General features: G+C 71.6%; 9 protein-coding genes. 6 read left to right on the top strand and 3 right to left on the bottom strand.

All coding sequences use genetic code 11. The features are described from left to right. Positions 1–49 precede the first annotated feature (49 nt). Both V5O46_RS27910 and V5O46_RS27905 read right to left on the bottom strand, forming a co-directional pair. The gene (locus tag V5O46_RS27910) at positions 50–3,649 is read right to left on the bottom strand and encodes a bifunctional glycosyltransferase/CDP-glycerol:glycerophosphate glycerophosphotransferase (RefSeq protein WP_332887484.1); all 3,600 of its coding nucleotides are present in this window, start codon (positions 3,647–3,649) and stop codon (positions 50–52) included. Between the two features lie 24 nt (positions 3,650–3,673). Continuing rightward, entirely contained in the window at positions 3,674–5,905 is a 2,232-nt protein-coding gene (locus tag V5O46_RS27905) for a bifunctional glycosyltransferase/CDP-glycerol:glycerophosphate glycerophosphotransferase (RefSeq protein WP_332887483.1), read from the bottom strand. 265 nt (positions 5,906–6,170) lie between these two features. Between V5O46_RS27905 and galE the strand changes: the two genes are divergently transcribed. Continuing rightward, the gene (gene galE, locus V5O46_RS27900) at positions 6,171–7,142 is read left to right on the top strand and encodes a UDP-glucose 4-epimerase GalE (RefSeq protein ID WP_332887482.1); all 972 of its coding nucleotides are present in this window, start codon (positions 6,171–6,173) and stop codon (positions 7,140–7,142) included. A gap of 232 nt (positions 7,143–7,374) precedes the next feature. Here galE and V5O46_RS27895 read toward each other — a convergent pair whose 3' ends face one another. After that, positions 7,375–9,408 carry a hypothetical protein gene (locus V5O46_RS27895; protein WP_332887481.1) on the bottom strand — a complete coding sequence of 678 codons (2,034 nt, stop codon included), beginning with the start codon at positions 9,406–9,408 and terminating at the stop codon, positions 7,375–7,377. Between the two features lie 445 nt (positions 9,409–9,853). Between V5O46_RS27895 and proB the strand changes: the two genes are divergently transcribed. The 5 genes from proB (at position 9,854) to V5O46_RS27870 (ending at position 15,041) form a co-directional block, all read left to right on the top strand. Continuing rightward, entirely contained in the window at positions 9,854–10,981 is a 1,128-nt protein-coding gene (gene proB / locus V5O46_RS27890) for a glutamate 5-kinase (protein ID WP_332887480.1), read from the top strand. A 136-nt stretch (positions 10,982–11,117) separates the two neighbouring features. Continuing rightward, positions 11,118–11,699, top strand: a complete 582-nt coding sequence (locus tag V5O46_RS27885) for a hypothetical protein (protein ID WP_408649073.1) — start codon at positions 11,118–11,120, stop codon at positions 11,697–11,699. Positions 11,700–11,966: 267 nt separating this feature from the next. Next, a complete protein-coding gene (locus V5O46_RS27880; protein ID WP_332887478.1) occupies positions 11,967–13,253 on the top strand; it encodes a glutamate-5-semialdehyde dehydrogenase in 1,287 nt (428 codons plus the stop codon). 75 nt (positions 13,254–13,328) lie between these two features. Further along, entirely contained in the window at positions 13,329–13,898 is a 570-nt protein-coding gene (locus V5O46_RS27875; protein WP_456300728.1) for an SCO2584 family spore wall biosynthesis protein, read from the top strand. Between the two features lie 75 nt (positions 13,899–13,973). Beyond that, positions 13,974–15,041, top strand: a complete 1,068-nt coding sequence (locus tag V5O46_RS27870) for an SCO2583 family membrane protein (protein WP_332887476.1) — start codon at positions 13,974–13,976, stop codon at positions 15,039–15,041. Positions 15,042–15,049 lie beyond the last annotated feature (8 nt).

Genomic DNA, 15,049 nt, shown 5'->3' with positions numbered 1-15,049 from the left:
CCCCCCCCCCCCCCCCCCCCCACCCCTCTTGCTGCCCGTTCCGGTGGAGTCAGACCTCACGAGCCTGTTCGAGCATGCGGTCCACGACCCGGGCCGCCGCGTCGCCGTCGTCGAGATCGCAGAACAGTTCGTGGAAGCGCTGGTAGCGCTCCGCGTACTCCGCGGACACCTTGTCGATGTCGCACAGGGCGCTGACCAGTTCTTCCGACGTCCGGATGAGCGGGCCCGGCGCGTCGGTCTCGAAGTCGAAGTAGAAGCCGCGCAGCTTGTCCCGGTAGTGCTCCAGGTCGTACGTGAAGAACAGCATCGGCCGCTTCAGATGGGCATAGTCGAACATCACCGACGAGTAGTCCGTGACCATCACGTCCGATATGAGGTAGAGATCTGCGATGTCGGGATACTCCGACACGTCATAGACGAATCCATTGCCCGCGCCGGGGATGCTGTCCACCACGTTGGAATGCCGACGGACCAGCAGAACGTGGTCGTCGCCGAGCCGCTCGCGAGCGTCCTCGACGTCGAGGCGCAGATCGAACTTGAACTGGCCCCTGCGGTGTGACAGATCGTCCCGCCACGTAGGGGCGTACAGCACGACGCGCTTGTCGGTGGGCAGGCCGATGCGTTCCTTGATGTCCTTGGTGCGCTGCTCCAGATCAGAGGAGTAGAGGTAGTCGTTGCGCGGGTACCCCGTCTCGACGATCTCTCCGTCGTATCCCATGGCGCGCTTGAGGATCGGTGTGCTGAACCTGTTGGAGGAGACCAGCATGGTCCAGTTGCGGGCCTCCTGGATCAGCCGCTCGTGGTATTGCGGGTCGAACTTCGGAGCCTCGATGTCCAGGCCGATCTTCTTCAGCATCGTGCCGTGCCACGTCTGCACGATCACCTGGCCGGGGCGGCGCTCCATCCAGTGGGGCAGGTGGGCGTTGGTCACGATGTAGCGGGAGCGGGCGAGCGCCTCGTACCACTCCGTGCTCCAGAAACGCACCTTCTGTGCGGTGTCGGGCAGGTCGACCTGGCCGTCGCGGACCAGCCACAGGTACTCCAGGTCGGCTCCGCGGCGCAGCAGCTCTTCGTGCATGGCACGTGGCGAGTCGGAGTACTGCTTGCCGTTGTAGCTGATGAACAGCACGGCGTCGCGGAGGGGTTTGTGCCGGCCCGCCTCGTAGACGTCCCTGCGCAGCCGTTCCTGGCGATAGGCGCCTCGCTCCAGGACGGACAGGTCGGAGGGGCAGTGCAGCTGCGGGAAGTCGTGCCAGCGAGCCTCGAACTCGTACTCGCGGTCCTTGGCGGTTCCGCGGACCGGGAAGTTGTCCACGGCGAGCCGGTCGATGACGAACGGGATGTCGTAGCCGCCGTCGGCGGGGCGCAGGAAGAAGTTCCAGCGACCGCTCTTCAGCGGCAGCGATCCGTCCGGCCCGGACATGGACGCGGGGGTGAACTCGGCGCGGAACGAGCCGTCCGGCGACGTGTCCAGCGGCACCGTCTTCTCGTCGAAGCGGTCACGGGCCTTGATCACGAGAACCGCGCCCTCGATGTCGGCGGGAGTGCTGCCGTGGACGGCATAGCGGTCCCCGGACCACACCACCTCGGTGATCTTGGCCTGGAGGGGCCGTCCGGAGAATTTCAGGTAGCCGTTGTATCCCGCGATCACCGCGATCTCGTTGCGGTCGGAGCCCTCGGCGAGGGACGCGGGCAGTCGGACCTGGCGGTCGGCGAGGCCCTCGCGTACCACGGTGGAGAAGCGACGCTCCGTCCCGTCGGGGGCCACGGCGACGAGCTGGGTGCTCCAGTTGCGCCGCGAGGCGAGCGCCGGGTTGGCGCCGCCGGCGGCATTCTCCTCCTTCACGGCGTCCTGGTGCTCGCGCAGTAGGGCGATGTCCAGCATGGGTACGCGGACGGTGAACGACGTGTACCGGCCGGAGCCGGTGCCGAGGCTGACGGGGTAGTGCAGCTGTTCGCCGCTCTTGCGGTTGGTGACGAGCAGCGAAACGGTCTCGCCTTCCGCGAGCGGCTCCCGTATCTCGCCGCCGATCTCGATGTCGGTGCCCGCGGCACGGTGTTCCGTGATCAGCGCGCGGACCCGCTGGACAACGAGGCGCAGTGCGCCCTTCTCGGGAGTGGGAAGCAGCCGGAAGTCCTCGTCCAGCCAGCGGTACGGCGGGTGATTGGCCCGCGTCGCCCCCTTCACCTGGACCGCGCGCTTGCGCACGAGCCCGGACGTGGTGATGCCGATGCCCACGCGCCAGGTGCCCTCCTCCCAGCGGCCTCCGCGGCGCAGCTTGGCGGGGTCGAGCTCCAGTCCCCAGCCGGACCAGTCGTAGTTCGTGTGCCGCTGCCCGGACAGCGAGGTGGCCTCCGGAACGTACGTGTTGCGCAGGGGCAGCACGGTGACCTTGCGGGAACCGTCCTTCTTCAGAACGAGGATCTTGACCGCACTGCGCTTGGTGGACTGGTCGATCCGGTTGATCCACGCGTGCCCGGAAAGCAGCAGCTTGCCGCTGTCACCCCAGCGGATGTCCTGCAGCGGAGCATGCAGCTTCAGGTCGGGGTCGATGCGCCGGGCCTTCTTCGGCAGCTGGGCCGCGGCCGATCGCAGGCCCGGGTAGTTGACGTACTTGCGGATCAAGCCGTCGATCTCCACCTGGTCGCCGCGTCGCTCCGCTCTGATCATCTCCACGATCTCGTCCACCGCGTGCTTGCGGACGAGCAGCCACTTGATGCGGGCGGCCGCAGGCAGGTCCATGACGATCTGCGGGTCGACCTGGTCCAGGTACTTGTTGATCACTCGCAGGAACTCGGCTCGGAACTCCTGGTCGCCGTCGGGCAGGACGCTCATGAAAATGCGCAGGTCGCCCGTGAGCGCGGTGCGGTCGTACTCCCGCTTCAGTTCGGCGGCCAGCTCACCGGGCTGAGAGGCGAAGAACCGGCTCACGGACTCGACGGCCGCCGCGCGGTCCCGCACCGCCTTCGGCTCGGTCCGGCGCTGAGTGATCGAGGGAGCGGCCTCGCCCTCACGCAGCCGCCAGTAGTAGGTGGGCTCGCTGATGATGTCGATGGAATCGGCGAGGAACTGCGCGGGCAGCATCACCGGGACGTCCTCGTACAGCACTCCCTCGGGGAAGGCGAGTCCGTGCTTCTCCCAGAAGGAGCGGCGGAACACCTTGTTGCAGGCGATTCGGTCCGTCAGCAGTTTGCGGTTCCGCGACACGTGCGTGCCCTTGACCGCGCCGCCCGCGAGGATGCGGTGCATCGGCGACTGCCAGACCTTGGTGCTGTTGATGTGCTGCACGTTGCCTGTGACGAAGTCCGAGCCGCTCTCGTCGAGACTCTCCACCATGAGCCGGTACGCGTTCGGCGGGATCATGTCATCGCTGTCCACGAACGCGACGTACTCGGACGTGGGCGCCAGGTGAGTCAGGCCGGTATTGCGGGCCGCGCCCAGGCCGGCGTTCTCCTTGCGGATGAGCCTGAAGCGCGGGTCGCGGGCTGCGTACTCGGCGGCGATGACGGCGGAGTCGTCCGGCGAGCCGTCGTCGACCATCAGCACTTCGAGGTCGCGGAAGGTCTGCGCGGCGAGCGAGTCCAGGCACGCGGGCAGGTACTGCTCCACGTTGTAGATGGGGACGATGACACTGAGCCGAGGGGCCATGGCTTTGAAGGTCTCCTTCCGGGGTCAGGCCCGCTCGACCGGTTCGAGCGCCTGGGCGGGGGTCGGGGCGATAGGACGGTCCTCGAACGGGACGACGGGCAGCGTGGTCTCCTCGCCGAGGAAGACGCGCCGGACGACGCGTTCGGCTGCGTGCCCGTCGTCGAATTCGCAGAAGCGCCGGCGGAAGGCGTCGCGGAGCCCGGCAGTGTCCTCGGTGTCGTGGTCGCCCGACCCGAGCAGCTTCAGCAGCTCCGACTGCGAGCGGGCCACCGCCCCGGGCGGCTGCTCCAGCAGGTCGAAGTAGGTGCCGCGGACCGCGGAGTAGATGTCCCAGTCCGGGGCGTAGATGACGATCGGCCGGTCCAGCACCGCGTAGTCGAACATCGCCGAGGAGTAGTCGGTGATCAGCGCGTCGGCGGCGAGGTACAGCTCCTCCACTCGCGGATGGCCGGAGACGTCCACGATCCGGCCGCTGCGGCGCAGCTCGGCGATGTGCGGGGAGCTGCCGTAGAAGTAGTGGCCGCGGACCAGCAGGGTGACGTCGGGCCCGAGTTGCTCGGCCATGCGGGCCGGATCCAGGCTCGGGGTGAAGTCGGGCTGGTACTCCCGGTGGGTCGGCATGTACAGGAACACCTGGGTGCCGTCGGCGAGTCCGAGCGCGGAACGTGCCCGGCGCACATCGGCGACGGTGGCGTCGACCAGGACGTCATTGCGCGGGTAGCCGCTCTCCAGCGTGGTGTAGGAGCACGGGTAGACCCGCTCCCAGACCGCGGTGGAGAACCGGTTGGAGCTGATGCTGAAGTCCCAGCGGTCGCACCGCTCCAGCATCTTCTCGAAGTTCATGTGGGTGGATGCCGGGTACTTCTGCTGGTCCAGGCCCATGGTCTTCAGCGGGGTGCCGTGGTGGGTCTGCAGATGGATCTGCCCCGGGCGCTTCACCACGGCGTCGGCGAAGTTCACGTTGTTCACCAGGTACTTGGCGCGGGCCAGTGCCGCCCAGTACGCCCGCGAACCCACGCACACATGGTCGACACCGGCCGGCACCTGGTCCACCGCGTCGGGCCGGACGGCCCACACCCGGCGGATGTGCGGGGCGAGCCGGGCCAGTTCGGCGTCGATGGCCGCGGGGTTGCAGGAGACGCCGCGGCCCCAGTACGCGGAGAACACCGCCAGGTTCTCGTCGAGCGGAAGTTTCAGCTGGGACCGGTAGAAGACCCCCATCGCGCTGCGCTTGGAGCGGTTGACCGCGGTACGGGCCCGCCGTCTGGCGGCCTGCCTGAGCCGCACCCCCCTGGTGACTCCGGCCATGGCCGGGTACACGTCGCGCTCCAGGATCGCCCACTTCCGGCCCCGGTTTCCGGGCGGGCGGGCGAAGTTCCTGGGCAGGCGGGCGCGGAAGTCGGCGGAGGCACGGTGGAAGAACTCCGCACGGGCGTTCTGCGGCAGCCGGCCCGGCCGCTCCAGCACCGTCAGATAGTGGTCGACCATCTTGCGGAACAGCGGGCCGCGCCACTGGTCGAGCTCCGGGCGCTCGTCGAGGAAGTCGAAGACCCGGCGGTACTGGTCGAAGACGTCGAAGTGCTTGCGGCTGACCGTCTTGAGGATGTTGCCGCCCTCGCGGCGCTGCCGGTACAGCACGCACACGCGGTCCAGGAGGGCGATCCGCTCCGCGCTGATCAGCGAGCAGTACGTCCAGGGGGCGTCCTCGTAGTACCCGGGCGGGAAAGTGAGCCCGGTGCGGGTGATGAAGTCCCGCCGGTAGGCCTTGTTCCAGACGATCTGCAGCAGGTCGAGCAGCTCGGGGCGCTCGGCGAGGGAGAAGGACCGCGTCCCCGCGTCCCTGAGCAGATCGGCGCGGAGGTTGGGACGGACGCTGCCGTCCCAGTAGGTGCGGGCGTAGTCGTAGACGAGTATCTCGGGGTCGGAGGCAGCTGCCAGCTGCTCGGATATGGCTGCCAGCGCCCCGTCGGACAGTGTGTCGTCGCTGTCCAGGAACAGCACGTACTCGCCCCGGGCTTTCTCCAGTCCGGCGTTCCGTGCACGGCCCAGACCCACGTTCTCCGTGAGGTGAATCACATGCATGCGGGCGTCGCGTGCCGCATAGTCGTCGAGAATGGCCCCTGATCCGTCCGGTGAGCAGTCGTCGACCGCGACGATCTCGAAGTCCGTGTAGTCCTGCCCGAGTATGGAGTCAAGGCACTCGTGCAGATAGCCCTGCACCTTGTACACAGGGACTACGAGAGAGAGTTTGGGCATCCTTGCAACCTGTTCCGAGACTGGGCCACGGGAGTCGAGCGGTGGGCCGGAGCGGGCTCCGGGCGCGGTGGGCCGGGAGCGCGCCGCCGCATCAGCGTAAAGGATTCACGTGAAGTTTCCGTGGGCAAGGTAGCGGGACTCCCTATGTCCGGCCACTGCCCGAATTTGCCGCTCATTCCGGCGATGCGCCCTCTTTGCCCGATTCGATTTTCCGGGATCCGCGGGCAAGTCTGCGCACAGAGACATCGACTTGGGAGGCACAACGATGACGTGGCTGGTCACGGGCGGAGCCGGGTACATCGGCGCACACGTGGTGCGCGCCATGACCGACGGCGGCGAGCGCGTGGTCGTGTACGACGACCTGTCCACCGGCAGCCGGGACCGGCTGCCCGCCGAGGTGCCGCTGGTGGTCGGCAGTGTGCTGGATCCGGCCCTGCTCGCGCGGACGATTCGTGACGAGGCTGTGACAGGTGTGGTGCACATCGCAGCCAAGAAGCAGGTGGGGGAGTCCGTGGAGCGCCCGCTCCACTACTACCGGGAGAACGTGACCGGGCTGCAGACCCTGCTGGAGGCCATGACGGACACCGGCGTCGACCGGCTGGTCTTCTCCTCGTCCGCCGCCGTCTACGGCATGCCGGACGTGGACCTGGTCACGGAGGAGACGTCCTGTGCGCCCATGAGCCCGTACGGCGAGACCAAGCTGATCGGGGAATGGCTGATCAACGCCGCCGCCCGGGCGCACGGCATCCGCGCCGCCTCCCTGCGCTACTTCAACGTGGCGGGGGCGGCCGCGCCGGAACTGTCGGACGCCGGTGTCTTCAATCTCATCCCCATGGTGTTCGAACGCCTGGAGGCCGGCGATGCCCCGCGGATCTTCGGCGACGACTACGCCACCCCCGACGGCACCTGCGTTCGCGACTACATCCATGTCGAGGACATCGCCACCGCCCACCTCGCGGCGGCGCGGCGGCTGCAGGACGCCCCCCGGGGAACCGCGCTCACGGTCAACGTCGGGCGCGGGGAAGGCAGTTCGGTCCGGGAGATGGTCGAGCGCATCCTCAAAGTCACCGGCCGGCAGGACCTGGCCCCTGCGGTGACCGCACGCAGGCCCGGCGACCCGGCGCGCGTCGTCGCCTCCGCCGACCGCGCCCGGGACGAGCTCGGCTGGACCGCCAGGTACGGGCTGGACGACATGGTCGACTCGGCCTGGCGGGGGTGGCGGCACCGGCACGGCTGAGCCGGCTGGGCCCTGCCGCCCCGATCCGCCGGGGGCCGTGGGTGACTCTGCGGCTGCGCCTCCGTCCGGGGCGGCGGGAGGCCTGCTGCCCCGGCCCCGCCCCGGGCTGCCAGTGGCCCTGCCGCCCAGGGCCGGTGCACTGCGTCGGCCCCCGGGCCGGTGCCGTGCCGGCGCCCTCGGAGTCCTGGCGGCGGCCCCTGCGGACCCGCGCCCTGCGGGGACGGCCGCCTCCTCAGGCGCCGGACGGGCCGGACCGGCCGGACGGCTCCGCTGCCGGGGCGATCGGCCGGCGCGGGGCCGGGACGTCCGCCGCCGCGCCGCGTTCCCTCCGGGCCCGGTGTTCCCGTGCGGCGGCCGACAGCGCCCGTACTGCCCCGGCGAACCGCTCCTGGGACGGCGGCTCCGCAGGCCCCAGCAGCTGCCGCGCCAGCGCCGCGCGGGCCTCGGCGAACTCGTCCCGCTCCGGCCTCCGCACCGCCTCCAGCAGCGCCGGCACCCCGGCCGCGTCCGGCGTCAGCACGGTCGCCGCCGTCACGGTGGGGCAGGCCGCGCGGAACGCCTGCTCCGTCAGCCCGCCGGTGTTCGCCACCGCATAGGGCTTGCCGCTCGCCAGGAAGTCACTGATCACGCTGGAGACATCACTGATCAGCAGGTCGGCGCGATTGAAGCAGGAGTACAGCGCGGGCCGGGCATCCGAGACGACCCGGTGCTCCCCGGCCGGCCGGGCCGCCCAGTACGCCTCCTCCCAGGCCGCCGTGGCCCGCGCCACCTGCGCCGCCCGCCCCGGCGGCGGCGCCTGCTGCCGCAGCATCCGCTCCGTCTGGTCGGCCGCGGCCCTGAAGCCCGACGCAGTGAGCCGGTCCAGCTCCGCCGCCCGCCGCTGCAGCTCGGCTGCCGCAGAGGCGTCCGGCCGGGGTCCGCCCCGCTCCCGGGCCGCCGCCCCGATCAGCTCCCGGATGCGAAGATCGGCCGCCCCGGCCCGCGGGTCCACCGACCCCGTCAGCGGATGCGGCTTGTACAGCAGCCGCACCCCCGGGTCCGCCAGCAGCGCCCGGACGAGGTTCTCCCCGGCAGCGACCACCGACGTGTTGCCCGGGTTGCCGTCCCAGCCCTCCCAGGTGGGCGCGTACAGGACGGTGGTGTACTGCCCTGTCGGCGGGCCCGAGTACGGGGCCACCGCCCGCAGTTGCGGTCGGCCGACCTCCACCACCTCCCCGTCCGCCACCCCGACCTCGGCCAGCGCATACCGCTCGCGCGCCGCCGGACCGGCCACCCACACCTCGTCGTACGCCTTCGCATACGGGTTGCAGGAGGACAGCTTGTCGCTCTCCCCGTGGTTGACGAAGGCGTGCTTGATCGTGGGAATGCGCAGCACCTGCGAGGTCTTGCCGGAGTTCGAGGGGTGGAGCAGCACCCGGAGCGTGGAGTGCTCAAGCCGCATCAGCGTCGACACCTTGGGCAGGCACACGATCGGGAGATCGGTCGCCCCGATCTTCTGCACCATGAAGCGCTCGCGCAGCACGATCACCGGTCTGCCGCCGAGCCGGGCCAGCGGCTCCAGCCACATGTTCGCCTGGTACGCCGAGGAGGCGCCGCCGGAGAAGTACAGCCCCACCGTCGGCCGGTACTCCGCCAGCCAGTCCTCGAACCAGGCCAGCGTCTCCTGCTCGCCCGCCGGCCGCCGTCCGGGCAGCAGCCGCAGCAGCAGGGCGGCCAGCCCGGCCAGCGAGAGCAGGAGGGACAGGGCCAGCCCCGCCGCGCCGTACACCGGCGCGTCAAGTGCCGCCGTGGCCAGCAGCCCGGCCGTCGCCGGCAGCCCGAAGAGCGGCAGCCGGTGCCCGGGGCGGCGCAGCAGCACCGGAGGGGCCGGGGACAGCCGCAGTGCCGAGACGTCGATGTTCCGGGTCACCACCGGGAGCGTCCGGGTACGCCGGACCAGCACCGAGACCGCCTGGATCGCGCTGTGCAGCGCATAGAGCGCGAGCAGTCCGGCGACCAGCGGTGCGTACACCGTCTCGCGGTGCTGCTCGCCGATCCGCAGCAGTCCCACCACCAGCAGCAGATCCCGCAGCACATGCCGCACGGTCACGTCCGCGTGCGACTTGGCGAACACCGACACCATGCCGCGCTGCCAGCGGTACAGCACCGCCTCGGCGGCCAGTGACGCGGCGGTCCCCGTCAGCAGCAGCGGCACGTGCGGCAGCAGTGCGCCGGCGGCCTGCGCCGGGTACGCGGCGCCCAGCACGCCCAGAACGGACAGCTTCACGGCGGTCTCGAGGCGCGGCAGCCGGGCCGCGAGCCGCCGACGGGAGGAAGGGGGGCGTCGGCGAAGGGAGGGTAGGGGCACTGCGGTCACTCCAGGGTTGTCGCAGAGGGTGCGTCCGGGTTAACGGATAGTGGCCTGAAGACGACACGTCCCCTGCATGAGCCCTGCGCGCGCCGGCACGACCCGGCAGGTTGTCGGCGTGTCTGCGGTGCGTCTGCGGCGTGTCTGCGGTGCGTCCGCGGCCGGGGTGCGGACGGGCGGCGGTCCGGGGCGTGGCCCGGGGAGGACGGCGGAAGCCCGGGGTGCGGTCCCGGGCGGGCGGCAGCGGACCGCGGTGTGCTCCGGAGGCCACCTGTCCGGGAAGCGAAACCGAAGCGCGCCGAGCCGCTTCCTTCGCGTAGATTGCCGACCGGGGGACCGGACGGACACGAGGGGAACAACGCAGGTGACAGGGGCAAGGCAGGCCGTGGTCGAGGCCCGGAGGATCGTCGTCAAGGTCGGGTCCTCCTCGCTGACGACGGCGGCCGGCGGGCTGGACGCCGACCGGGTCGACGCCCTCGTCGACGTACTGGCCAAGAACCGCAGCGGAGGAGAGCGCGAGATCGTGCTCGTCTCCTCCGGCGCCATCGCCGCCGGACTCGCCCCGCTGGGGCTGCACCGCCGCCCCCGGGACCTGGCCCGCCAGCAGGCCGCCGCCAGCGTCGGACAGGGTCTGCTCGTCGCCCGCTACACCGCCTCCTTCGCCCGCTACGGCGTCCGCGTCGGCCAGGTGCTGCTGACCAGCGACGACATGAGCCGCCGCGCCCACCACCGCAACGCCTCGCGCACCCTGGACAAGCTGCTCGCCATGGGTGCCCTGCCGATCGTCAACGAGAACGACACCGTCGCCACGGACGAGATCCGCTTCGGCGACAACGACCGCCTCGCCGCCCTCGTCGCCCACCTGGTCCGGGCCGATCTGCTGGTGCTGCTCTCCGACGTGGACGGCGTCTACGACGGCGACCCCGCCAGGCCCGGCACCTCCCGGATCGCCGAGGTGCACACCCCGGCCGACCTCGCGGACGTCGAGATCGGCAGCGCGGGCAAGGCCGGCGTCGGCACCGGAGGCATGGTCACCAAGATCGAGGCCGCCCGGATCGCCGCCGCCGCCGGCGTTCCCGTGGTGCTGACCAGCGCGGTGCACTCCGCCGACGCGCTGACCGGGCAGGACACCGGCACCTACTTCCACCCCACCGGCAAGCGATCCGCCGACCGGCTGCTGTGGCTGCAGCACGCCTCCACCCCGCAGGGTGCGCTGACGCTCGACGACGGCGCGGTGCGTGCGGTGGTCGAGGGCCGCAAGTCGCTGCTGCCGGCCGGGATCGCCGCCGTGGAGGGCGAGTTCGGCGCGGGCGATCCGGTCGAGCTGCGGGACCGCACCGGGCGCGCGGTGGCGCGCGGGCTGGTCACCTTCGACGCCAAGGAGATCCCGCGGCTGCTCGGCCGCTCGACCCGGGAGCTGGCGCGCGAACTCGGACCCGCGTACGAACGCGAGGTCGTACACAGGGACGATCTGGTGATCCTGCACCCGTAATGGGTCGAAACGTCCCCGCACCGGTGGTAGACGTTCCGCAAAACCGCCACGGGACGGCGTGCGGCCTGCTCAACTTGGCCCCAGGGACATGCCCGGTGTACCGCCGGGGCGAAGAGCGCGTGTGAAGGAGGCCGTCGTGAGACGAGTGCGCCCGGGCAGGGCGGCCTCCCGCGATGCCGCCGCCCGCGGCGGCGCGTCCGCCGACGGCTCCGGGCCCCGGGGCGGTGCGGGGGCCGGGGGCTCCGGGTCCCGAGGCGGAGCCGGAACCCGCGGTGCCGGTTCCCGCGGCGCACCCGGCTCCCGTCCGGCGGGCGAGGAACGCGCCCTGACCAGTGTCGCGGCCGGCGACCGCTTCACCGGCGAGGAACCCGCGGACACCCCCCGCCTCTGGCACGTCACCCTCAGCGTCTCCGGCGAACGGGCTCCGCTGGGCGAGGTGCGGCGCGCACTGGAGCAGCTCGCCCACGACCATCCCTTCCTGCTGACCAGCCGGTACGCCGCCGACCACGCGGAGATCCGCTACTGGGAGGAGGCCCGCGACCTGCACGACGCCGCCGCCGTCGCACTGCGGCTGTGGGGCGAGCACCGCCGCAGCGCCGGCCTGCCGCCCTGGGAGATCGTCGGCCTCGAGGTCATCGACCGCGCCACGTACCACCAGCGGATCTCCGCGGGCCACGGTCCGGCCCCGGCGACCCCCGTCGGAGTCCACCCGTTCTGATGCCGCCGCGGTGTGGCCCCGGGGACGCGCGGCGGGGCCGGGGTGTTCCCGCGCCGTATTCACCCGGGGTGTCCCCGTGCTGTATTCCGGGTGTCCCGTGCTGTGCCGGGGCGCGTCCCGGGTGTCCCGAGCGCGTGGCGCGGAGCGTGGCGCGTCGCGAGGCGTGTCTCGTGGCGTGTCTCGTGGTGTGTCGAGCGCGTCTCGGGGCGTGTCTCGGGGTGTGGAACGACGGCCGACGGCCGCCGCGCGGCGCACTACCCTTCCCTCATGACCACGCTCTCGCCGTACGACTCGATGTCCCCGGTCACCCGGGCCGGATACCGCGCCAAGGCCGCCGCCGCCGACCTCGCGCCGCTGCCGCGGGCCGCCAAGGACGACGCGCTGCTCGCCGTCGCGGACGCCCTGGAGGTCCGGACGAGCGAGATCGTCGAGGCCAACGCCCAGGACGTGGCCAGGGCCCGCGAGGCCGGCACCTCGGAGGCGATCATCGACCGGCTGACGCTCACCCCGGAGCGGGTGCGGGCCATCGCCTCGGACGTACGGGACGTCGTCGCGCTGCCCGACCCGGTCGGCGAGGTGGTCCGCGGCTCGACCCTGCCCAACGGCATCGACCTGCGGCAGGTGCGTGTCCCGCTCGGGGTGGTCGGCATCATCTACGAGGGCCGGCCCAACGTCACCGTGGACGCCGCCGCCCTGTGTCTGAAGTCCGGCAACGCCGTGCTGCTGCGCGGCTCGTCCTCGGCGTACGGGTCGAACACCGCCCTCGTCCGGGTGATCCGGGACGCCGTGGGCGGGGCGGGGCTGCCCGCCGACGCCGTGCAGCTGGTGCCCGGCGAGAGCCGCGACAGCGTGCGCGAGCTGATGCGCGCCCGCGGTCTGGTCGACGTGCTCATCCCGCGTGGCGGCGCCTCGCTGATCAACACGGTGGTCCAGGAGTCCACCGTCCCGGTCATCGAGACCGGCACCGGCAACTGCCACGTCTACGTCGACGCACACGCCGACCTGGACACCGCCGTGGAGATCCTGATCAACTCCAAGGCCCAGCGGGTCGGCGTCTGCAACGCCGCCGAGACCCTGCTGGTCCACCAGGACATCGCCGCCGAGTTCCTGCCCCGCGCCCTGGACGCCCTCGCCGAGGCCGGGGTCACCGTGCATGCCGACGAGCGGGTCCTGGCCTGTGCCAAGGACTCCCGGGCGACGGTCGTCGAGGCCACTCCGGAGGACTGGGAGACCGAGTACCTGTCGTACGACATCGCCGCCGCCGTCGTCGACTCCCTCGACAAGGCCGTCGAGCACATCCGGCTGTGGACCTCCGGTCACACCGAGGCGATCGTCACCACGTCGCAGCAGGCCGCCCGCCGCTTCACCCAGCTGGTCGACTCCACCACGGTCGCGGTGAACGCCTCCACCCGCTTCACCGACGGCGGCCAGTTCGGCTTCGGCGCCGAGATCGGCATCTCCACGCAGAAGCTGCACGCCCGGGGCCCGATGGGCCTGCCCGAGCTGACCAGCACCAAGTACATCGTCACCGGCGACGGGCACGTGCGGCACTGAGCCCGGTCCCGAACGGCCACGGCAGGATTTCCATACCGTCTGCCCAAAATGACCCCCCAGGTCTACTCTGGATCCGTGCCGGAGGACGTGGGGGGCACGCCGTTCCCTGACGGCTGGGAGCCCGACGACGACCACGACCGCGGGGTGTCGGACGAAGAGTTCGCCTCCGTGGTCTTCGACGAGGCCTTCGTACGCGCGGCAGCGGTGCACGAGCCGACCGCAGTCGAACGCCTCCTGGCCGCAGCCGAGGCCAGAGCCGAGGCGGAGGCGCGCAGAGCCCGCTTCCGCGGCGAGCGGTACGACGACGGGTACGGCGACCGCGAACCCGGCGAGTCCGGCGATCCCGGCTTCGACGACCCCGACGACTGGACCGACCCCCTCGACCGGCCCTACGGCGCCCCCGGGACCTACGGCAGGCAGGTCCGCTGGCACCGCCCGGTGGCCTGGCTGCTCGCCCTGGTGATGGGGATCGGCATGGTCGCGCTGGCCTTCGCCGCGGTCTACCGGGGCGCGGCCTCCGGCCACGACCGGGACCAGGCCCCGCCGCCCGCCTCGACCGGCCCCGAGCAGGGCGGATCCACCACTCCTTCGGCCTCCGCCGACTACTCCCAGCCGGCCGTTCCGGTGCTCCCACCCGGCCCATGATCTTGGTGAGTACCTGTCAAAAATGGTCCTGGGGTGCGGCGTTTACGGGGGCCTTCGCCGACCCACCCATAAGGTATGGGAGGGCCTTCAGACCCGCCTGACGGGGTACCCGAGGGCGCCCCCGGCGGCGGCGAGGACGAGTACCGGTCCGTCGTCTTCGACGAATCGTTCGTCCGGGCTGCCCGGCTCCAGGAGTACTCCGCCCAGGAGCGCATCGGCGACCACACACCCGCCGTGCGCCGCCGACCGCCACTGCGCCACGGCCTGCCCCGGCAGGCGCTGATCCTGGTCCTGCTGGTCGCCCTGGCCTTCGGCACCGCGGTCTACATGGGTCTGCGCAACCCCTCCTCCGGCACCGTCGCCGAGCAGCCCGCCGAGCCGCTGCGCATGACCGTCGTCCCGCTCGCCCCCCAGGGCCCGGTGCCCGGTGCCCCCGACGCCGAGCAGCTGTACGCGAACAGCCCCGCGGCGCAGTTCCGCGTGGGGGCGGAGGGGGTGCCCCTGCCGGCCGCGAGCGACACCGAGCACTTCTCCGACGAGCAGGTCACCAACGCCCTCACCACCGCCCGGAACTACATCGTCCGCTCCGCGCTCGACCGGGACGTGCTCCGCGGCGACGCGGTCCGCTCGGTGCGGGTCCTGCTCGACCCGGACCAGCTGGAGCAGTTCGACGCGAGCTTCGACCGGCCCGCCTCCGACGGCCGGCACGCGCCCACCGGCTGGCTGGTCCGTTTCGACGGCACCCGGGCCGAGATCACCGACGACGACATCCGTGTGCGGGGATCCCTGCGGGCCACGGAGAACGACTCGGCCACCCTGCAGGTCGTCGCCGACCACACCGTCGTCTATCCGCTGCGACCCGCCGGCGACGACCGGGGCGAGGTGTCGCTGTTCACCGTCCGCCGCGAGCTGCACTTCCACTTCGACCAGGAGAACCTGCGGCTGCACCAGGCCCGGCTCGTGCTCTCCTACGTCCAGGCCGGGCCGCTGTCCTGCACGGAGGACTCGGCGTCCCAGCTGCGTCCGCTGCTCGCCGGGCAGACCGCCGGGGACGGTGCCCCCGCCGGTACCGACCCGTACTCCACGGACAGCGCCACCGGTCTGTGCGGCACCCTGGCGTCGAACGCGCAGCCGACGTCCTGACGTGGGCC

The organism is Streptomyces poriticola (genome assembly GCF_036689765.1).
Classification (GTDB): domain Bacteria; phylum Actinomycetota; class Actinomycetes; order Streptomycetales; family Streptomycetaceae; genus Streptomyces; species Streptomyces poriticola.
This window is presented reverse-complemented; position numbering and strand designations above follow the sequence as displayed.